Genomic DNA, 20,346 nt, shown 5'->3' on the forward strand with positions numbered 1-20,346 from the left:
GGTCTCGACGGGCTCGACCGGCGGGGCGCGAGGCTCGACCGGCGTCCCCGGTCAGCGGGGCAGGCTGGAGCGCAGCACGCCCGCACCGGCGCCGGCGTCGACGACGGCGGGCACGGCCCGGGTGGGCAGCAGCCGGTACCGGTAGTGGTCGGACGGCGTCCAGCGGGCCTCGTCCGCGAGGGGCGTCGTGGCGGTCGCGCCGAAGGCGCCGACGACGTCCACGGGACGGCCGTTGACCAGCGTGCCCGTCTCGCGGAGCATCGTGCCTCCGTAGGCGCCCACCGCCCGCGCGGGGTCGACGCCGCGCGCGAGGCGCAGGGCGTTGTTCTCCACGACCAGGCTCGACTCCTTGCCCGCGCCCCAGAAGTACTGGAACGTCGACGCCGTCGACTGCTCGTACGCGTTGTCGTACACGTGCACGTCGCCGAACCGGACCCGGGGCGCGCGCTGTCCGATGTCCTGCCAGTGGTTGTGGTGGATCGTGACGCGGTGCTGCCCGCGATCCTGCAGCCGCGAGTCGGACGAGCCGATGATCATCGTCTTGTCGTGCGACTCGAAGCGGTTCCACGACACCGTCACCAGGTCGCCGCCGTGGGTGACGTCGAGCAGGCCGTCGTGGATCTCGAACGGCCGGCCGAACACCTCGGGCAGGGACGACGCCGGGTGCTCGCCGTCGTCGAACGTGTTGTGGTCCACCCACACCCCGGTGGACGTCCAGACCGACAGGTTGTCGTAGGCGGAGTTCCAGCTCCCGGCCTCGCCGTCGGTCGGGTCCCACTGCGGGAAGCAGTCGCGGCCGTCCGAGAGGGTCAGGTTGCGCACGATGACGTTGTGCGAGTCCCGGACCCGCAGGTTGGCGCCCACGACCCGGGCGTCGTCGCCCACCCCGACGATCGTCACGTTCGACCCGACGTGCACCTGCGTCTGCGCCGCCTGGACGCTGGCGGCCGCGGCGCGCGCGTCCTCCAGCGGCCCGGCGGGCTCGTCGGTGCCCCAGACCGCGGGGTCGTAGGCGGCGACGTAGTCGTCCATCGCGAACGGCTCGCCCGTCCCCGCGACCGACACCCGGCCGGCGAGGTCCTGACAGGTCACCTCCCGGCCGCCGGTGCCGGTGAAGGCGTCGATCGTGCCGCGCACGTAGACGACGCGCGGCACATCGAGCCCGCGGCCGTCGTCGAGGTCGGCGCCACGACGGCCCCCGAGCGCGTCGCGCAGCTCGGCCCAGGTGTCGACGACGTACACCTCGGACGGAGCGGCGGCCGCCCCGCCGGTGACCGGTCCGGCCTCCCGCACGACGCCCTCGGGGGCGGTGGTGGTGGCGACCGACGCCCAGCCGTCGGCGCCCGGCGCGATGACCTGGCGGCCGAGGTCGGCACGCGGGGGGTGCCCGTGCCCTCCGTGCCCACCGTGGGCCGAGGCGGCCGTGGCCCCGGCAGCGACCAGGAGGGCGGCGGCGGCCAGGCCGGCCACCGCCCGGGATCGAGGGCGCGCGTGCTGACGCGGGTCGTGACGCATGGTGCGAAACTCCTTCGTTCCGGCGGTGCGATGCCCGGCCGACGTCGGTGTCGGCCGGGGAGGGTGCGACGGTTCAGGAGACCCAGGGCGCCCCGAGCTCGGCGAACGTGCGCTGCGTGCGCGCGACCTCGGCGCACCAGTGCTCGACGTCCCGGACCACGGGGTGGCGCTCGTCGCCCTCGCCCTGCCAGTCGACGAGCTCCGGCGCGATCGGCGCCGGGTCGGCGCTGGTGCGCACGGCCTCGAGCACCCGCATGAACGCGCCGGTGTCGCGGACGTCGCACAGCAGGGAGCGGCGGGCGTCGACGCGGGCGGCGAGCAGGTCGTCCAGCAGCGACGTGCGCCCGTAGGTCTTGGCCGTCTGCGCGGCGTCCGTGCGCAGCAGCAGCCGGTCGTGCTCGTACTCCAGCACGAGCTCGCCCCGGGTGCCGTGCACGACGACGCGCGCGGGGGAGCGCTCGGGCGCGCACAGCGTGAGCCCGAAGCCGTAGCGGCGCCCGTCCGCGTCCTGCACCCGCACCGACGACGTGTCGTCGGCCTCGATCGGGTTGGCGCGGTACAGGTCGGCGTCGACCCAGGTGACGTCCTGCGCGGTGGTGGCCCCGCCGAGGCGCAGGGTGGTCGCGACGGCGTGCGCCAGCGGGTTGGTGACGACGCCGTCGACCACGTCCCGCCCGTCGAGGCGTCGCCGCCCGGCCCACGCGGCACGCTTCCAGTAGGCCGCCGTGCGCACCCAGGTGCCGACGGCGCCCAGGCCCAGCACGTCGCCGATCTCGCCGCGCGCGATCAGGTCGGCCGCGGCAGGCAGGGCGTGCGAGCCGAACGTCTGGAACCCCACCTGGCAGCGGCGGCCGGTGCGCTCGGCCACGGCCACGAGCTCGGTGTGCTCCGCGAGGGACGCCGTCGTGGGCTTCTCCAGCAGCACGTCGATGCCGGCCTCCATCGCGGCGCGGGCCAGCGGCAGGTGGGTCGGGATCGGGGTGCTCAGCACGACGACGTCCACTCGGGCCGACGGGGTGGACAGCAGGTCGCCGAGGGTCGGGTACCAGGGGGCGCCGGCGTCGTGGGCCTCGTGCCCCGGCCCCGGCTCCCGCGGGTCGACGACGGCCGCCAGCCGCGCACGGCCGGTGCGCTGCATCTCGAGCACGCGGCGCACGTGCGAGGCGCCGTGGCCGTGCAGGCCCACCACCGCGATCTGGGGGGCGAGGCCGTCGGAGGTCGGGTCGGTCATCGTCGTCCTGTTCGGGTCGTCGGTGGTGTGCGGCGTACGGGAGCGTCCCACCCGGTCAGCGCAGGGCGGTGGCCAGAGCGGCCGCCTCGTCGAGGTCGAGCGCGCGGTCCACGAGGGCGGCCACGATCCCGGTCTCGACGGTGCCGCCCGCGGGCACGGTGAGCGGCGTGTCCCAGGCCAGCGCGGGGCCGGCGCCGGGGTACTCGCCGGCGCGCAGGAACCAGTGCCGTGCCGGCGAGGTCTGCGCGAGCAGCAGCGTCGTCGGGCGGTCCTGCGCGTACGGGTCGTGGTGCTGCTGCACGTACGCGACCCACGGCGACGTGCTGCCGTGCGCCAGCTCCTCGCCCTCGCCCGCCTCGGACAGCACGACCGTGCTCTGCGAGATCGGCGCGCGCCAGAACACGCCGCCGTACCCGGCGCCCGGCCGGCCGTTGGTGGCGGGGGAGCGGATCTCCAGGGGGCCGTGCGACGCGTGCAGCGTGGTGCGCCACTCGAGCGCCCAGCCGTCGTCGCCCAGGAGGCGGGCGCCGAGCCGCCGCTGCTCGTCGAGCAACGGGTTGCCGTGCTCGTCGTCCCAGCGCACGGTGTCGAGCAGCACGTGCGGGGCGAGCGGGTCGACCTCCGCCCGGGTGCTCACCTGCCGGCCGTGGTTGGGCAGCAGCGTCGGCCCGACGTCGGCCACGAACGTGCGGCCGCCCCAGAAGCTCGTGCCGTTGACGTCCGGTACCGCCACGCTGACGCCGTAGTGGTGCCGGTGGTCCACCGGCTCGGACTCGGTGAGCGGCACGCCCGCGAGCGAGTGCACCGGGTGCAGGTAGGGCCGCGGCGAGTGGATGGCGGGCAGCCGCTCGCCGTCGACGTACCGCGCCAGCGGCACGCGGTCGCGCGTGTGGCGCAGCACCACCTCGCGCGGCTCGACCGACCACGTGGGACCCGGGTCGACGTCGTCGACCTCCGGGGCCGGCACGGGCGCGGGCTCGATGACCACGGCGCGCGTGATCGTGCGCGGCACCGGGCCCGTGCTGGACCGCGCCTCGAGCCGCGCCGTGAACCGGGTGGTCGCGGCGGCGTGCGCGTCGTCGTCGATGACGGCGTGCAGCTCGCGCCAGGCCTGGCGGCCGAGCTCGGCCTGCGGCACGGACACGGTGGTCAGCCCGGGCGTCGCGTACCGGGCGAGGTCGATGTCGTCGAACCCGGCCACCGAGATGTCGCCGGGCACGGCCACGCCGGCCTCGTTGAGCGCGGCCAGGAGGCCGAACGCGACGAGGTCGTTGTAGGCGACGACGGCGGTGGCGCGGCTCGCGAGCACCTGGCCGGCGGCGGCGTGCCCGGAGGCGAGGTCGGCGCCCACGGGGAGCTCGACGACCTCCAGGTCCGGGTGGCGCTCGCGGGCTGCCGCGAGCCCGGTGCGCCGGGCCGCGTCGGTCGCGGCGGCGCGCGGGCCGGCGAGGTACGCGAGCCGGTGGTGCCCCAGCCCCACCAGGTGCTCGACGACCTGCACGGTGGCGTCCGCGTAGTCGATGACCAGGCTCGGCGTGGCCGCGTGGTCGACCTCGCGGTTGATCACGGCGGCCGGGGACACCAGCGGCAGCAGGGCGTCGAGCGCGGTGCCCGGCATGCGCGGCGCGACCAGGATCAGCGCGTCGCAGCGCATCCGGGCCTCGCGCGCGATGGCCGCCTCCTCGGACGGGTCCTCGGCGGCGTCGGCCACGAGCACCCGGTAGCCGTCCTCGGCGGCGGCGGAGGTGACGCCGCGCAGGATCTGCTGGAAGACCGGGTTGCCGAGGTCGGGCACGACGAGCGCGACGGTCTCCGTGCGGCCCAGCGACAGGCTGCGCGCCACGTTGCTGGGGCGGTAGTTCAGGTCGATCGCCGCCTCCTGCACGCGGGCGGCGATGCCCGGGTCGACGGTGCTGCGACCGTTCATCACGCGGGAGACCGTGGCGCGCGAGACGCCAGCGGCGGCGGCGACGTCCGCGATGGTCACGGACGGTCGCCGGAGGTTCACGTCAGGCATCGATGCCTCCTCGGGCTCACGAGCCGACGGTACACCATTGGAAACCGGTTCCTGCCGTGGTACGTTCCCGAGAAGCAACCGGTTTCCGGGCGACGTCGCCCGGGGCCGCAGGTCGACGAGGATCGGGAGGCCGGCGATGAGGCTCAGCAGCACGCCGATCGGCGAGGTGCCGCGATGGCGGTGATCCAGGAGGTCGCCCGCACGCGCGGCGCGGCCAAGGAACGGCGCAAGGGCGACGGCAGGGCGGCGGCGGTCTTCCTCGCCCCGTGGTTCGTCGGGCTGATCCTCGTCACCGCGTTCCCGCTCGTCGCGTCCCTCTACCTGTCCTTCACGGACTACAGCCTGCTCGAGGCGCCGGGCTGGATCGGGCTCGAGAACTACACGCGGATGTTCGACGACCCGCGGTTCTTCCAGGCCCTCAAGGTGACCTTCACCTACGTGCTGGTCTCGGTGCCGCTCCAGCTCGCCGCCGCCCTCGCGCTCGCCGTCGTGCTCGACAAGGGGCTGCGCGGCCTGGCGTTCTACCGGTCGGTCTACTACCTGCCGTCGCTGCTGGGCGGCAGCGTCGCGATCGCCATCCTGTGGCGCAAGGTGTTCGGCGCCGACGGCCTCGTCAACCAGGTGCTCGGCTACGTCGGCATCGAGGGCGTGGGCTGGGTGTCGCACCCCGACTACGCGCTCGGCACGCTCATGGTGCTCAACGTCTGGACCTTCGGCGCGCCGATGGTGATCTTCCTGGCCGGCCTGCGGCAGGTCCCGGCCATGTACTACGAGGCCGCGTCGATCGACGGGGCGGGGAAGTGGCGCCGGTTCCGGAGCATCACGCTGCCGCTGCTCACGCCGATCATCTTCTTCAACCTGGTGCTCCAGCTCATCGGCGCGTTCCAGTCGTTCACGCAGGCGTTCATCGTCAGCGGCGGCACGGGCGGCCCGGTGGACTCCACGCTCTTCTACACGCTCTACCTCTACGAGAAGGGCTTCGGCTCCTACCAGATGGGGTATGCGTCGGCGATGGCGTGGTTCCTGCTGCTCGTCGTGGCGGGCATGACCGCCGTGAACTTCCTCGCCTCCAAGTTCTGGGTCTTCTACGATGACTGACGCTCCCGCGCGCACCGACGCGCGTCCCGCTGCCCCGCGCCCCACGCTGTCCGAGGTGGCGGCGTCCTACCCCGACCGGCCGCCCCGCCGCCGGACCGGCGCCGTGGTGCGCCGCGTGCTCCGCCACGTCGCGCTGATCGCGTTCGGCCTGGTCATGCTCTACCCGCTGCTGTGGATGCTGGCGAGCTCGTTCAAGCCGACCGAGCTGATCTTCCGCGAGCCGGGCCTGATCCCCACCGAGTGGGACTTCGGCAACTACACGGACGGGTGGAACGCGCTGCTGAACCCGTTCGGCCACTACCTGATGAACTCGGCGATCGTCGTGCTCGGCTCGGTGCTGGGGAACCTGATCTCCTGCTCGATGGCGGCCTACGCGTTCGCCCGGCTGAAGTTCCGGGGCCGCAACGTGTGGTTCGCCGTCATGCTCATGTCGATCATGCTGCCGATCCACGTGATCATCGTGCCGCAGTACATCCTGTTCTCGTCGCTGTCGTGGATCAACACGTTCCTGCCGCTGATCGTGCCGAAGCTGCTGGCCACCGACGCGTTCTTCGTCTTCCTCATGGTGCAGTTCTTCCGGGGCATCCCGAAGGACCTGGACGAGGCCGCCCGGCTCGACGGGTGCGGGCACGGGCGCATCTTCCTGCGGATCATGCTGCCGCTGTCGCTGCCGGCCCTCGCCACCACCGCGATCTTCACGTTCATCTGGACGTGGAACGACTTCTTCAGCCAGCTCATCTTCCTGACGAAGCCGGACATGTACACCGTCCCCATCGCCCTGCGCACCTTCGTGGACGCGACGAGCAACAGCTCGTGGGGTCCGCTGTTCGCGATGTCGATCGTCTCGCTGATCCCCGTCTTCCTCGTCTTCCTGTTCGGCCAGAAGTACCTCGTCAAGGGCATCGCCACCACCGGCATCAAGTAGTCGCAACCGTCGTTCGAAGGAGAACCTCATGCGAGTCCCAGCCATCCGGGAGACGCGGCGCCGCGGCGCCGCGCTCGTCGCCCTCACCGCCGCGGGGGCCCTCGCCCTCACCGCCTGCTCCGGCGGCGACTCCGGCATCGTGCCGGCCGACGAGGGGGGCGGCGACGGCGGGAACGTCGAGATCCGCTTCTCCTGGTGGGGGTCGGACGACCGGCACAAGACCACCCAGCAGATCATCGACCTGTTCGAGGAGAAGAACCCCGGCATCACGGTGGTGCCGGACTACACGGACTGGGACGGCTACTGGGACAAGCTCGCCACCGCCACGGCGGGCGGCGACACCCCGGACGTCATCACACAGGAGGAGCGGTACCTGTCCGACTACGCGTCGCGCGGCGTCATCGCCGACCTCGGCGACCTGGACATCGACACCTCCGAGATCGCGGACGACGTCCTCAGCACGGGGGAGGTGGACGGCAGCCTCGTCGGCATCCCGACGGGCGTGAACGCCTATGCGATGGTCGCCGACCCGCAGATCTTCGCCGACGCGGGCGTGGAGGTGCCGGACGACACGACCTGGACGTGGGACGACTACGTCGACATCGCCGGGAAGATCGCGAAGGGCGCCGGCGACGGCGTGTGGGGGGCCCAGGACTACGGCTTCAACGAGGCCGGGCTCAACGTCCTCGCGCGGCAGAAGGGCGAGACGCTCTACAACGCGGACGGCACGCTCGGCGTGTCGAAGGAGACGGTCGCCGAGTTCTTCCAGACGTCGCTGGACCTCATGGCCAACGGCGGTCAGCCCGACGCGTCCCGCTCGGTGGAGTACCAGAACGCCGGGCCCGAGGGCTCGCTGCTGGGCACCAACGCCGGCGCGATGGGCGTGTGGTGGTCCAACCAGCTCGGGGCGCTCTCCGACGCCTCCGGCCACGACCTGGAGCTGCTGCGGCTGCCCGGCGAGTCGGAGTTCGACCGCACCGGCATGTACTTCAAGCCCGCCATGTACTACTCCGTCTCGGCCAAGAGCGAGCACCCGGAGGAGTCGGCCAAGCTCGTCGACTTCCTGCTCAACGACCCGGAGGTCGCGAAGCTCCAGCTCACCGACCGCGGCCTGCCGGCCAACACGTCGGTGCGCGAGGCGATCCTCCCCGACCTCACGGACGCGGACCAGAAGGTCGCGGACTTCATGGCCGACCTGGAGGACGACATCGTCGACAACCCGGCGGTGCCGCCGAACGGCGCGAACGAGATCCAGGACATCATGATCCGCATCAACACCGAGGTGCTGTTCGAGCGCATGACGCCGGACGAGGCCGCCGACGCGTTCCTCCAGGACGTCGGCGCCGCGATCGGCAGCTGACCCGGCCAGCCTTCCAGCACGGGATCTGTCGCGTCACCGGCCACGGTGGCGCGACAGATCCCGTTCTCGAAGGGTTCGGGCGGCGGCGGCCTCAGTCCGCGGGGTCGACGACGCGCGCGACGACGGCGCAGCGGTCGTCGCCCGGCGCGGCACCGGTCGCGGCCCGCACGAGGAGGTGGCGGAGCGCGTCGCGCTCGGCGTCGTGCAGCCCGGCGAGCAGCTCGTCCTCGGCGGTGCGCACGCGCGCATCGAGGTCGGCGAGGACGACGCGGCCGTGGTCGGTCACCACGATGCGGCGCGCGCGCCGGTCGGCCGGGTCCGGCTGGCGCTCGACGAGGCCGCAGCCGGCGAGCTCGTCGAGCAGGTAGGTCATCACCGTGCGGTCGATGCCGAGCCGTGCGGCGAGCGCCGCCTGGGTGGGCGGGGCGTCGTGGGTGACGGCGGCGAGCACCTCGTAGCCGCGCCCACCGTGCGGCACGTCGGCGCAGGCGGCGGCCACGTGCGCGCTCCACTCGCGCAGGAGCGCGGCGAGCGACCAGCCCAGCGGCGACGGGGCGTCCGTGCGCGAGGGGCTCGTCGGGTCCGTCGTGGTGCTCATCCCGCCATCGTAGGGGAATGTGCGTTCGGTCAGAAGAGTTGCCGCTGATATCGTCTGCACGACAGACGATCTCCCGCTCGCCGGGAGCGGACCTCCCCGCGAAAGGCCCCGCATGACGGACTACGGCCACGACCTGGTCTTCGGCACGTTCCTCACCCCCACGAACCGCGACCCGCAGGCGCCGGTGCAGCTCGCGCAGGTCACGGAGGCGGCCGGGCTGGACCTGGTGACGTTCCAGGACCACCCGTACCAGCCGGGGTTCCTGGACACCTGGACGCTGCTGTCGTGGGTGGCCGCGCAGACCGAGCGCGTCACCGTCGCGGGCAACGTGCTCAACCTGCCGCTGCGGCCGCCGGCCGTGCTGGCGCGCGCCGTCGCGTCGCTCGACCTGCTCTCGGGCGGGCGGGCCGCCCTGGGCCTGGGCGCGGGCGGGTTCTGGGACCCGATCGTCGCGATGGGCGGCACGCGCCTGACCCCGGGCGAGTCCGTGGACGCGCTGGACGAGGCGCTCGACATCATCCGGGGCATCTGGGACGGCCGGGAGCGCCGGGCGCTGCGCGTCGATGGCACGCACCACCGCGTGTCGGGCGCCAAGCGCGGGCCGGAGCCGGCGCACGACGTCCCGATCTGGCTCGGCGCGCTCAAGCCCCGCATGCTGCGGCTCATCGCCCGCAAGGCGGACGGCTGGCTCCCGTCGCTGGCCTACCTCAAGGACGGCGACCTGCAGCGCGGGCACGCGATCATCGACGAGGCGGCGCAGGAGGCGGGGCGGCACCCGGCGGAGATCCGGCGCCTGCTCAACGTGCAGGGCGCGCTCACCGCGCAGCCCGGCGGCTTCCTGCAGGGCCCCGTCGAGCAGTGGGTGGACGAGCTGGCCGCGCTGGCGCTGGAGGACGGCATCGGCACGGTGATCCTGGCCGCCGACGACCCGAACCTCATCCAGGTCTACGGCCAGGAGGTCGCGCCCGCGGTGCGCGAGCTGGTGGCGCGCGAGCGCGCGTCGTCGGGCACCGCCCCCGCCGCCACGCAGCGCGGCGGGCGGGCGATCGCGCTGCGCCGCCCGGGCATCGACTACGGTGCGGTGCCGAGCGCGCTCGCGGCGACGGCCGTCGAGCCCGGCGACCGCGCGTACGACACCGTCCGCCACAACTACCTGCGCTCCGGCGCGCCGGGCCTGGTGCTGCGGCCGCGCGACGCCGGGCAGGTCGCGGAGGCCGTGCGGTTCGCCCGGTCGCAGGACGTGCCGCTCGGCGTGCGGTCGGGCGGGCACGGCATCAGCGGACGGTCGACCAACGACGGCGGCATCGTCGTCGACCTCGGCGCGCTCGACGCCGTCGAGGTGGTCGACGAGGCGACCCGGCGCGTGCGGGTCGGCGTCGGTGCCACGTGGGGCCGCGTCGCCGAGGCGCTCGCGCCGCGCGGCTGGGCGATCAGCTCCGGCGACTCGGGCGGGGTCGGCGTGGGCGGCCTCGCCACGGCGGGTGGCGTCGGCTTCCTCGGCCGCACCTACGGCCTGACGATCGACCACGTCGTCGCGGCGGAGGTCGTCACCGCCGACGGGCGCGTGGTGCGCGCGTCGGCCGACGAGCACCCCGACCTGTTCTGGGGGCTGCGCGGCGCGGGCGGCAACCTGGGCGTCGTGACGTGGGTCGAGATCGAGGCGATGGAGCTCGGCAACGCGCAGGGGAACGTCGTGTTCTCGCAGATGACCCTGGACGCGACGGACGTCGCCGGCGTGCTGGAGCGCTGGGGCGGCGTCGTCGAGTCGGCGCCGCGCGAGCTGACGAGCTTCCTCATCCTGTCGCCCGGGCGCCGCGGACGGCTCGCCGACGGCAGCGACGACCAGGGCCCCGTCGCCCAGCTCATGACCGTCTGGGCGGGCGACGACACCGACGCCGCCGTCGAGCAGCTCGAACGGCTCGCCGGCACCGGGCCGCTGCTCGGCCACCAGGCGTACCTGCTGCCGTACGCGGGGGTGGTGCAGGCGGGGGAGAAGCACCACCAGGGCGGCGGCGACCCGGCCGTGCGCTCCGGCCTGGTCGCGCACCTGGACACCGCGACGGCCCGGGCGTTCGAGAAGCTCGCGCTGTCGGGGGAGGCGTACTTCCTGCAGGTCCGCGCGACCGGCGGCGCGGGGAACGACGTCGAGGAGGGGGCGACGGCGTACGCCCACCGGCACCAGAACTTCCTGCTGTCCGCGATGTCGTCCTCGCAGGACCGGCTCGACGCCGCCTGGGACGCGATCATGGCGCCGTCGACGGACGGGCTGTACCTGTCGTTCGACACGGACACCCGCCCCGAGCGGATCACCGACGCCTTCCCCGAGCCGACGCTCACCCGCCTGCGCGAGGTGAAGCGCGACTGGGACCCGGACAACGTGTTCCGCGCCAACTTCCCCGTCCCGCCCGCCGCTGGTTGAGCCTGTCGACGTCGCTGGTCGAGCCGGTCGACGTCGCTGGTTGAGCCTGTCGAAACCCGGGTCTCGGCAGGCTCTACCAGCGGTGGTGCGGGAGCTCGGCCGCCGGTGCGCGAGGATGGCTCCATGCCTCTCGCACCTCGGTACCTGGCCGACGACGCCCGCTACGAGTCGATGACCTACCGCCGCACCGGCCGCTCCGGCCTCGACCTGCCCGCCCTGTCGCTGGGCCTGTGGCACAACTTCGGCGACGTGAACCCGTTCGACACGCAGCGCGCCATCCTGCGCCGGGCGTTCGACCTCGGGATCACGCACTTCGACCTCGCCAACAACTACGGCCCGCCCTACGGCTCGGCGGAGGAGAACTTCGGCCGCCACCTGGCGAAGGACCTGCGTCCGTACCGCGACGAGCTCGTCATCTCCACGAAGGCCGGCTACGACATGTGGCCCGGCCCGTACGGCGACCACGGCTCGCGCAAGTACCTGCTGTCCTCCCTCGAGCAGTCCCTGACCCGCATGGGCCTGGACCACGTGGACGTCTTCTACCACCACCGTCCGGACCCCTCCACGCCGCTCACGGAGACGATGGGCGCGCTCGCGTCCGCCGTCCAGCAGGGCAAGGCGACGTACGTGGGCGTGTCGAACTACTCGCCGTCGCGCACCCGCGAGGCCGCGCAGGTGCTCGCCGACCTGGGCGTGCCGCTGCTCATCCACCAGCCCAGCTACTCGATGTTCAACCGGCACGTGGAGATCGCGGACCGCGACGACGCGTACGACGGCCGGCAGAGCGAGTCCCTGCTCGACGTCGTCGAGGACCTGGGCGTCGGGACGATCGTCTTCTCGCCGCTGTCGCAGGGCCTCCTGACCGGCCGGTACCTGGGGGGCTCCGCCCCCGTGGGCTCGCGCGCCGCGCGCAGCGACTCGCCGTTCCTGTCGTCGTCGAACCTCACGGACACGTACCTGGACCGGGCCCGGGCGCTGAACGGGATCGCCGAGGGCCGCGGGCAGACGCTGGCGCAGCTCGCCCTGTCGTGGGTGCTGCGCGACGACCGCGTGACGTCGGCGCTCATCGGCGCGTCGTCGGTGGCTCAGCTCGAGGACAACGTGGCGGCCCTCGCCGCCCCGGCGCTCACCGACGACGAGATCGCCGCCATCGAGCCGCACGCCGTGGACGGCACCGGCCGCTGAGCAGCGCCCGTCGGTCGAGCCTGTCGAGGCCACCGCGCGGGTCTCGACGGGCTCGACCGACGGAGGAGAGGAGGACGGATGGCGGTCTGCTGGTTCGTCGGGCTGACCACGCTCGACGTCGTGCACCGGGCGTCGCGGCGCCCGGGCGCGAACGAGAAGGTCACGGCCACGCGGCAGGACGTCGCGGCGGGAGGGCCGGCGGCCAACGCCGCCGTGACCGCGGCGGCGCTCGGGGCGCGGGCCGTGCTGGTCAGCGCGCTCGGAGCGGGGCCGGTCGCGCAGGCGGCGCGGGCGGACCTCGACGACCGCGGGGTGCAGGTGCACGACGTCGCCGGCCCGGACGAGGGGTTCCCGCTCGCGGTCTCCGCCGTCCTCGTCGACGACGCGACCGGTGAGCGGTCGGTGGTGTCCGCCGACGCCGCCCTGGCGCCCGCGCCCGCGCCGACGCCCGCCGCGCTCGCCGCGCTGCCGCGGCCCGACGTCGTCCTGCTCGACGGGCACCACCCCGCGATCGCGCGCGCCGTGCTCGCCCACGTCGACGGGCTGCGCCCGCGGCCGCAGGTCGTGCTCGACGGCGGGCGGTGGCGACCGGTGTTCGCGGAGCTGCTGCCCGCGGCGGACGTCGCGGCGCTGAGCGCCGACTTCGCCGTGCCCCGGGAGATCGCGCCGGGGGCGTCGGACGGCGCGCACGGCGCGCGGCTGCTCGGCGCCCGGTCCGTGGTGGTGACGCGCGGCGCGGACCCGGTCGCGTGGACTGGCGGCCGGGACCACGGCACCGTGCCCGTGCCGCGGGTCGTGGCGCAGGACACGCTCGGCGCCGGGGACGCGTTCCACGGCGCGCTCGCGGTGTCGCTCGCGCGCGGGGCGGCGCTGCCCGACGCCTGCGCGGACGCGGTGCGCGTCGCGAGCACGCGGGTGGCGCACGTCGGGCCGCGGTCGTGGCTGGCGCATCTCCCGGAGCCGGTCGAGTGAGCGCCGTCGAGGCGAGCACGGCCGACCTCGTCGAGCGCGCGCGGCGCCTGGCCGTGCCGGGTCGGCGCCGCGTCCTCGGCATCGTCGGGCCTCCCGGCGGCGGGAAGTCGACGCTCGCCCGCGCGCTCGTCGAGGCGCTCGGCCCGCGGTTCGCCGTCGAGGTCGGGATGGACGGCTACCACCTGTCCGACGCCGTCCTGGCCGACCTCGGGCGCCGGGAGCGCAAGGGTGCGATCGACACGTTCGACGACGCCGGGTACGCGGCGCTGATCGCCCGGCTCGCCGACGCCCGCCCCGGCGACCCGCCCGTGTACGCGCCGGTGTTCCGCCGGGAGCTCGAGGAGCCCGTCGCGGCGGGCGTCGCGGTGCCCGCCGACGTGCCGCTGGTCGTGACGGAGGGCAACTACCTGCTCGCGCCGGCCGGCGCGTGGCCCGCCGCGCGGGCCCGGATGGCCGAGGTCTGGTACCTCGACGTGCCCGACGACGTCCGCCTCGCCCGGCTGGAGGAGCGGCACCACGCGTTCGGCAAGGGCCGCGACAACGCCCGGCGCTGGGCGCACGGGTCGGACCAGGTCAACGCGGGGGTGGTCGGCGCGACGCGCGACGCCGCCGACGTCGTCCTCCGCTGGACGCCCTGACCGCCGGAGTCGCTGGTTGAGCCTGTCGAAACCCTGGACCTGGTCTCGACAGGCTCGACCGACGGTCTCGTTGAGACTGTCGAAACCCTGGACCTGGTCTCGACAGGCTCGACCGGCGGTCTCGTTGAGCCTGTCGAAACCCAGGACGTGGTCTCGACGGGCTCGACCGGCGGGGCCGCGACTTGCTGGTTGAGCCTGTCGAAACCCAGGACGTGGTCTCGACAGGCTCGACCGACGAGCCCCGGCGTCAGCGGTCGAGGTCGCGGCGCGCGGCCTCGATGAGCGGCCGGATGCGGTACGGGATGAGCTCGCCCATGGACAGCGACGTCTCGGTGCGCTCCACGCCGTCGATGGCGAGGATGGCGGCGTCGATGCGGAACAGGTGGTCGGTGTCGCGGCACACGACGTGCACGCGCAGGTCGGCGGCGCCGCTGTGCCCGTACGCCTGCACGACCTCGGGGATCTGCGCCAGCCGGTCGACGATCGCGGGCAGCTCCCGCTGGCGCACCGTGACCTCCAGGAACGCGGTGAGCGGGTGCCCCAGCGCGGCGGGGTTGACGCGCCGGTCGAAGGCGAGGAACGCGCCGGACTCCTCCAGCCGGGCGAGCCGGGCGTGCACGGTGTTCCGGGACAGGCGCAGGCGCTCCGCGAGGGCGGCGATCGTCGCCCGCGGGTCGTCGGCGAGCGCCGTCAGAAGGCTCAGGTCCACGGCGTCGTAGCTGCGCACATCGACCAGCCTAACGGGGGTGCGCTGAGCACTCTGCGCAGCGTGTCGCGGGGTGCTGGTCGCAGTGTGTGAGCGGCGTTACGTTCGCGGTATCCGGCGCTCGACGAGGAGCGTCCGGCGACACGCGAGGTGAGGCGACGATGCCCAGCACCATGGGTTCGACGTCCCGCGACGACCTGTCACGAGCGGGCGGAGCGCGGGCGGAGACGGCGTCCGGTACGACGGACGGCACGACGACAACCGGCACGAACGGCGGCACGAACGGCGGCACGAACGGCACGGCGGCGGGGACGGGCGACGGCACCGTCCGGGTGCTCGACGAGAAGGGCGTGCGGCACCCGGACCCGGCGCTCGACCGCTGGCTGAGCGACGTCGACGACGGCACGGACGCGGCGCGCGCGACGCTGCTCGGCCTGTACGAGGACATGGTCGTGGCCCGGCGCATCGACGCCGAGGCGACGGCGCTGCAACGCCAGGGCGAGCTCGCGCTGTGGCCGCCGCTGCAGGGCCAGGAGGCGGCGCAGGTGGGCTCGGCCACGGCGCTGCGCGACGACGACTTCGTGTTCTCCAGCTACCGCGAGCACGCGGTCGCGCGGAAGCGTGGCGTCTCGCCCGTGGACCTGCTCCGCGTGTGGCGCGGCGTCACGGCCTCGGGCTGGGACCCGTACGCCGTGAACATGGCGACGCCGCAGGTCATCATCGGCGCGCAGGCGCTGCACGGCGTGGGCTACGCGCTGGGGATCCAGGCCGACGTCGAGCGCGGCGTCGTGGTGCCGGGGGAGGACGGGACGCCCGCCGTGGTGGCGTACGTCGGCGACGGCGCGATGAGCCAGGGGGACGTCAACGAGGCGTTCGTGTTCGCGGCCACGTGGCAGGTCCCGTACGTGCTGTTCTGCCAGAACAACCAGTGGGCGATCTCCGAGCCGGTGGCGCTGCAGTCGTCGGTGCCGCTGGTCCGGCGGGCGTCGGGGTTCGGCGTGCCGGGCGTGCGCGTGGACGGCAACGACGTGCTGGCCGTCCTCGCCGTGACCCGCGAGGCGCTGCACCGCGCGCGCACCGGCGGGGGGCCGACCTTCGTCGAGGCCGTGACCTACCGCATGGGCCCGCACACCACCGCGGACGACCCGACCCGCTACCGCGACGCGTCGGAGCTGGAGGTGTGGGCCGGGCGCGACCCGATCGCGCGCCTCGCGGCGTACCTGCGGACGGCCGGTCGGCTCACCGACGACGACGAGGCGCGCGTGCGCTCCCGCGCCGACGCCGTGGCCGCCGAGCTGCGGTCCGGCGTCGTCATGATCGAGGACCCGCCGCCGCTGAGCGTCTTCGACCACGTGTACGCCGAGCCGCACCGCACGGTCGCGGCCGAGCGGGCTGAGCACGCCGCGTACCTCGCGGGCTTCGCCGACACCGCGACCGCCGGCGCCGGACAGGGGGCCGACCGATGACGACCCAGACGCTCACCCTCGCCAAGGCGCTCGGCGCCGGGCTGCGGCGGGCCCTGACCGACGACCCGACGGTCATGGTGCTCGGCGAGGACATCGGCCGCCTCGGCGGCGTGTACCGCGTGACCGACGGGCTGCAGGACGAGTTCGGGCCGCGGCGCGTGGTGGACACGCCGCTCGCGGAGTCCGGCATCCTCGGCACGGCGATCGGCCTGGCGTACCGCGGCTACCGGCCGGTGGTGGAGATCCAGTTCGACGGGTTCGTGTACGTGGCGTTCGACCAGATCGTCAGCCAGCTCGCGAAGATGCACGCCCGCACCCGGGGCGCCGTGAAGCTCCCGGTCACCATCCGCATCCCCGTGGCGGGCGGCATCGGCGCCGCAGAGCACCACTCGGAGTCGCCCGAGGCGTACTTCGTGCACACGGCCGGGCTGCGCGTGGTCTCGGTGGCCACCCCGCAGGACGCCGCCACCGTGCTGCGCCAGGCGATCGCATGCGACGACCCGGTGGTCTTCTTCGAGCCGAAGCGGCGCTACCACCTCAAGGGCGAGGTGGACCCGGACGTGCCGCTCGACGACGCGCCGCCGATGGGCGCCGCGCGGGTGGTGGCGCCGGGCGACGACGTCACGCTGGTGACGTTCGGCTCGCACGTCGCGACCGCCCTCGACGCGGCCGTCGCGGCGTCCGACGAGGGCGTCTCCGTCGAGGTGATCGACCTGCGGTCCCTGTCGCCGGTCGACCACGACACCATCGCCGCGTCCGTGCGGCGCACGGGGCGGCTGGTCGTGCTGCACGAGGGACCGCGGCAGGCCGGCGTCGGCGCCGAGATCGCGGCGTCGATCACCGAGCGCTGCTTCGAGTACCTGGAGGCGCCGCCGGTGCGCGTGACCGGCTACGACATCCCGTACCCGCCGGCGAAGCTCGAGGGCAACCAGGTGCCCGACCTCGACCGCGTGCTCGACGGCGTGGACCGCGTGCTGGGCCGCGTCCCCGCGTCCGGCGCGACGGCGACGACCGGCGTGGAAGTGGGAGCGTGATGGCGACGCGCGAGTTCCGGCTGCCGGACCTGGGCGAGGGGCTGACCGAGTCCGAGGTCGTGGAGTGGCGCGTGGCGGTGGGCGACGCCGTCGAGCTCAACCAGGTGATCGCCGAGGTGGAGACGGCCAAGGCGCTGGTCGAGCTGCCGTCGCCGTGCGCCGGCGTCGTGCGGGTGCTGCATGCCGAGGAGGGGCAGACCGTCGAGGTGGGCGAGCCGCTGGTCACCTTCGACCTGTCCGACGTGTCGTCGGCCGAGCCTTCCTCGCCGGTCGAGCCCTCCTCGTCGGCCGAGCCTGTCGAGACGCCCTCGTCGGTCGAGCCTGTCGAGACCACCGACCGGGTTTCGACAAGCTCAACCAACGTTTCGACAGGCTCCACCAACGTTTCGACAGGCTCCGCCCACGGGGACGTGCCCGAGCCGAACCTCGTCGGGTACGGCGCGCGGCCGGAGCGCACGGGCCGCCCCGCGAGACGGCCGCGGCGGTACGCGCCCACCTCGTCGGTCGAGCCTGTCGAGACCACGAACGCGGTGTCGACAGGCTCGACCAGCGCGGGGAAGGGCGATCGCCCGCGCTCGACGCCGGTGGTGCGGACGCTGGCGCGGCAGCGCGGCGTCGACCTCACGGCGCTCGCCGGCAGCGGCCCGCACGGCCGCATCACCCGGGAGGACGTCGAGTCGGCGTCGGCGGCGCCGGTCGCCCCGCCCACCGGTACGACGACGGCGGCGCCGTCCGCAGGCGAGACGCGCACCCCCGTGCGGGGCGTGCGGAAGCGCACGGCGGCGGCGATGGTGGCGAGCGCCGCGGCCCCGCAGGCGTCGGTGTTCCTCACGGTGGACGTCACGGCGAGCATGGAGCTGCTGGCCCGGCTCAAGTCCCACCCGATGGCAGGCGGCACGCGGATCACGGTGCTGGCGCTGGTGGCGCGGGCGGTGTGCGCGCTGCTGCCGACCCACCCCGCGCTCACGAGCCGCTGGGTAGACGGCGGCCCCGGCGGAGACGCCGAGATCGTGCGCCCGGCGCACGTGAACCTCGGGATCGCGGTGGCCACCGAGCGGGGGCTGGTGGTGCCGCACGTCCCGGCCGCGGACGCGCTGTCCCTCACCGGGATGGCGGCCGCCCTCACGGACCTCACGACGACGGCGCGGGCCGGCCGCACGACGCCCGAGCGGCTCGTGGGCGGCACGCTCACCCTCACCAACGTCGGCGTCTTCGGCGTCGACGCGGGCACCCCGCTGCTCAACCCGGGCGAGCCGGCGATCCTCGCGCTCGGGCAGGTGGCGCGGCGCCCGTGGGAGCACGACGGCGAGGTGGCGCTGCGCCAGGTGACGACGCTCAGCCTCACGTTCGACCACCGCGTCGTGGACGGCGAGCAGGGTGCGCGCTTCCTCGCCGAGCTCGGGGCGGTGCTCGCGGACCCGGCGCTCGCCCTGCTGCTCCCGTCGGCGTCGTCGGTCGAGACCCGGGTTTCGACAGGCTCGACCAGCGGGGGGACAGGCTCGACCAGCGGGGGGACGGGCTCGACCGTCGAGGGGGAGGCGTCGTGACCGTCCTCGCCTCCGCCGTCGACCCCCGCGCCGACGCGGCCCGCGCGAACGACGAGGCGCAGCGGGCGCTCGCGGACCGCCTGCGCGAGCGCACCGCCGTCGCCGCCCTGGGCGGCACGGAGCGGGCCCGCGACCAGCACACGTCGCGCGGGAAGCTGCTGCCGCGCGACCGCGTGGCCCGGCTGCTCGACGAGAGCAGCCCGTTCCTCGAGGTCGCGCCGCTCGCCGCCTACGACCTGGACGACGGCGCCTGGCCGGGCGCGGGCGTCATCGCCGGCATCGGGCTGGTGAGCGGGCGGCAGGTGATGGTGGTCTGCAACGACGCGACCGTCAAGGGCGGCACCTACCACCCGCTCACCGTGAAGAAGCACCTGCGGGCGCAGGAGATCGCGCTGGAGAACCGGCTGCCCTGCGTGTACCTGGTGGACTCCGGCGGCGCGTTCCTGCCGCGGCAGGACGAGGTGTTCCCCGACCGCGACCACTTCGGGCGGATCTTCTACCAGCAGGCGCGGCTGTCGGCGGCGCGCGTCCCGCAGATCTCGGCGGTGCTCGGCTCCTGCACCGCGGGCGGGGCGTACGTGCCGGCGATGAGCGACGAGACCGTCATCGTGCGCGGCCAGGGCACGATCTTCCTGGGCGGCCCGCCGCTGGTGAAGGCCGCGATCGGCGAGGACGTCACGGCCGAGGAGCTGGGCGGCGGCGAGCTGCACGCGCGGCGGTCCGGCGTCGTCGACCACCTCGCCGAGGACGACGAGCACGCGCTCGACATCGTGCGCGACATCGTCGCCACGCTGCCGCCGGACCCCGAGCCGGCGTGGGACGTCGCGCCGTCCCGCGAGCCCCTGGTGGACCCCGACGGCCTGTACGCCGCGGTGCCCGTGGACGTGCAGCAGCCCTACGACCCGCGCGAGGTGATCGCCCGCCTCGTCGACGGCAGTGAGCTCCACGAGTTCAAGCCCGAGTACGGCACGACGCTCGTCACCGGGTTCGCGCGCGTCCACGGCCACCCGGTCGGGGTGCTGGCCAACGCGGGCGTGCTGTTCCGCGAGTCCGCGCTCAAGGGCGCCCACTTCGTGGAGCTGTGCGACCAGCGCGGCATCCCGCTGCTGTTCCTGCAGAACATCTCCGGGTTCATGGTGGGCCGCGACGCCGAGGCGGGCGGCATCGCCAAGGACGGCGCCAAGATGGTCACCGCCGTCGCGACCACGCGCGTGCCGAAGCTGACCGTCATCGTGGGCGGGTCGTTCGGCGCCGGCAACTACGCGATGTGCGGGCGGGCGTACTCCCCGCGGTTCCTGTGGTCGTGGCCCGGGTCGCGGATCAGCGTGATGGGCGGGGCGCAGGCGTCGTCGGTCCTCGCCACGGTGAAGCGTGACCAGCTCGCGCGCCGCGGCGAGGAGTGGGACGCGGGCGACGAGGAGTCGTTCCGGGCGGGGATCCGCGACGGCTACGAGGCCGCCGGCGACCCGTACCACGCGACGGCGCGGCTGTGGGACGACGGCATCGTCGACCCGCCCGACACCCGCCGCGTGCTCGGCCTCGCGCTGGGCGTCTGCTCCCGCACGCCGCTGCCCGGCGGGTCCCCGACCACGCCCCCGACCGAGCCCCGCTTCGGGCTCTTCCGGATGTGAGCGG

At 74.4% G+C, this 20,346-nt stretch carries 16 protein-coding genes; 11 read left to right on the forward strand and 5 right to left on the reverse strand.

Features of this window, described 5'->3' with window-relative positions:
• Positions 1–51 precede the first annotated feature (51 nt).
• From ACQFYA_RS04445 to ACQFYA_RS04455, 3 genes are all read right to left on the reverse strand, one after another.
• The gene (locus ACQFYA_RS04445; RefSeq protein WP_499121821.1) at positions 52–1,515 is read right to left on the reverse strand and encodes a pectate lyase family protein; all 1,464 of its coding nucleotides are present in this window, start codon (positions 1,513–1,515) and stop codon (positions 52–54) included.
• 73 nt (positions 1,516–1,588) lie between these two features.
• The gene (locus ACQFYA_RS04450) at positions 1,589–2,746 is read right to left on the reverse strand and encodes a Gfo/Idh/MocA family protein (RefSeq protein ID WP_499121822.1); all 1,158 of its coding nucleotides are present in this window, start codon (positions 2,744–2,746) and stop codon (positions 1,589–1,591) included.
• Between the two features lie 55 nt (positions 2,747–2,801).
• The gene (locus ACQFYA_RS04455) at positions 2,802–4,763 is read right to left on the reverse strand and encodes a DUF6807 family protein (protein ID WP_499121823.1); all 1,962 of its coding nucleotides are present in this window, start codon (positions 4,761–4,763) and stop codon (positions 2,802–2,804) included.
• A gap of 174 nt (positions 4,764–4,937) precedes the next feature.
• Between ACQFYA_RS04455 and ACQFYA_RS04460 the strand changes: the two genes are divergently transcribed.
• The 3 genes from ACQFYA_RS04460 to ACQFYA_RS04470 are packed head-to-tail and all read left to right on the forward strand — an operon-like array spanning position 4,938 to position 8,146.
• Entirely contained in the window at positions 4,938–5,861 is a 924-nt protein-coding gene (locus ACQFYA_RS04460; RefSeq protein ID WP_499121824.1) for a carbohydrate ABC transporter permease, read from the forward strand.
• Positions 5,854–6,786, forward strand: coding sequence for a carbohydrate ABC transporter permease (locus ACQFYA_RS04465; protein WP_499121825.1), 933 nt, complete (start codon positions 5,854–5,856; stop codon positions 6,784–6,786). The genes ACQFYA_RS04460 and ACQFYA_RS04465 overlap by 8 nt, the downstream gene beginning before the upstream one ends.
• Positions 6,787–6,814: 28 nt before the next feature.
• The gene (locus ACQFYA_RS04470) at positions 6,815–8,146 is read left to right on the forward strand and encodes an ABC transporter substrate-binding protein (RefSeq protein ID WP_499121826.1); all 1,332 of its coding nucleotides are present in this window, start codon (positions 6,815–6,817) and stop codon (positions 8,144–8,146) included.
• Positions 8,147–8,237: 91 nt separating this feature from the next.
• Here the strand turns inward: ACQFYA_RS04470 and ACQFYA_RS04475 are convergent, their stop codons facing one another.
• The gene (locus ACQFYA_RS04475; protein WP_499121827.1) at positions 8,238–8,744 is read right to left on the reverse strand and encodes a MarR family winged helix-turn-helix transcriptional regulator; all 507 of its coding nucleotides are present in this window, start codon (positions 8,742–8,744) and stop codon (positions 8,238–8,240) included.
• A 112-nt stretch (positions 8,745–8,856) separates the two neighbouring features.
• Between ACQFYA_RS04475 and ACQFYA_RS04480 the strand changes: the two genes are divergently transcribed.
• The 4 genes from ACQFYA_RS04480 to ACQFYA_RS04495 all read left to right on the forward strand — a co-directional run bounded on the left by ACQFYA_RS04480 (position 8,857) and on the right by ACQFYA_RS04495 (position 13,958).
• A complete protein-coding gene (locus ACQFYA_RS04480; protein WP_499121829.1) occupies positions 8,857–11,163 on the forward strand; it encodes an LLM class flavin-dependent oxidoreductase in 2,307 nt (768 codons plus the stop codon).
• Positions 11,164–11,286: 123 nt separating this feature from the next.
• Entirely contained in the window at positions 11,287–12,348 is a 1,062-nt protein-coding gene (mgrA, locus tag ACQFYA_RS04485; RefSeq protein WP_499121831.1) for an L-glyceraldehyde 3-phosphate reductase, read from the forward strand.
• A 78-nt stretch (positions 12,349–12,426) separates the two neighbouring features.
• A complete protein-coding gene (locus tag ACQFYA_RS04490) occupies positions 12,427–13,320 on the forward strand; it encodes a carbohydrate kinase family protein (protein ID WP_499121833.1) in 894 nt (297 codons plus the stop codon).
• Complete coding sequence (locus ACQFYA_RS04495; protein WP_499121835.1) at positions 13,317–13,958, forward strand: nucleoside/nucleotide kinase family protein; 642 nt, start codon at positions 13,317–13,319, stop codon at positions 13,956–13,958. Before ACQFYA_RS04490 ends, ACQFYA_RS04495 begins: the two co-directional genes overlap by 4 nt.
• Before the next feature lie 247 nt (positions 13,959–14,205).
• Here ACQFYA_RS04495 and ACQFYA_RS04500 read toward each other — a convergent pair whose 3' ends face one another.
• On the reverse strand, positions 14,206–14,685 hold the full coding sequence (locus ACQFYA_RS04500) for an Lrp/AsnC family transcriptional regulator (protein WP_499121837.1): 480 nt from the start codon (positions 14,683–14,685) through the stop codon (positions 14,206–14,208).
• Positions 14,686–14,825: 140 nt separating this feature from the next.
• On the opposite strand from ACQFYA_RS04500, the gene ACQFYA_RS04505 reads away from it, so the two are divergent.
• The 4 genes from ACQFYA_RS04505 to ACQFYA_RS04520 are packed head-to-tail and all read left to right on the forward strand — an operon-like array spanning position 14,826 to position 20,342.
• Positions 14,826–16,130 carry a thiamine pyrophosphate-dependent dehydrogenase E1 component subunit alpha gene (locus ACQFYA_RS04505; protein WP_499121839.1) on the forward strand — a complete coding sequence of 435 codons (1,305 nt, stop codon included), beginning with the start codon at positions 14,826–14,828 and terminating at the stop codon, positions 16,128–16,130.
• Complete coding sequence (locus ACQFYA_RS04510; RefSeq protein ID WP_499121841.1) at positions 16,127–17,164, forward strand: alpha-ketoacid dehydrogenase subunit beta; 1,038 nt, start codon at positions 16,127–16,129, stop codon at positions 17,162–17,164. The genes ACQFYA_RS04505 and ACQFYA_RS04510 overlap by 4 nt, the downstream gene beginning before the upstream one ends.
• Positions 17,164–18,711 (forward strand): dihydrolipoamide acetyltransferase family protein, encoded by a 1,548-nt coding sequence (locus ACQFYA_RS04515; protein WP_499121843.1) that lies wholly within the window; start codon positions 17,164–17,166, stop codon positions 18,709–18,711. The genes ACQFYA_RS04510 and ACQFYA_RS04515 overlap by 1 nt, the downstream gene beginning before the upstream one ends.
• Positions 18,708–20,342, forward strand: coding sequence for a carboxyl transferase domain-containing protein (locus ACQFYA_RS04520; protein ID WP_499121845.1), 1,635 nt, complete (start codon positions 18,708–18,710; stop codon positions 20,340–20,342). The genes ACQFYA_RS04515 and ACQFYA_RS04520 overlap by 4 nt, the downstream gene beginning before the upstream one ends.
• The last annotated feature ends 4 nt before the right edge of the window (positions 20,343–20,346 follow it).

This window comes from Promicromonospora sp. Marseille-Q5078 (genome assembly GCF_050315395.1).
GTDB lineage: Bacteria > Actinomycetota > Actinomycetes > Actinomycetales > Cellulomonadaceae > Isoptericola.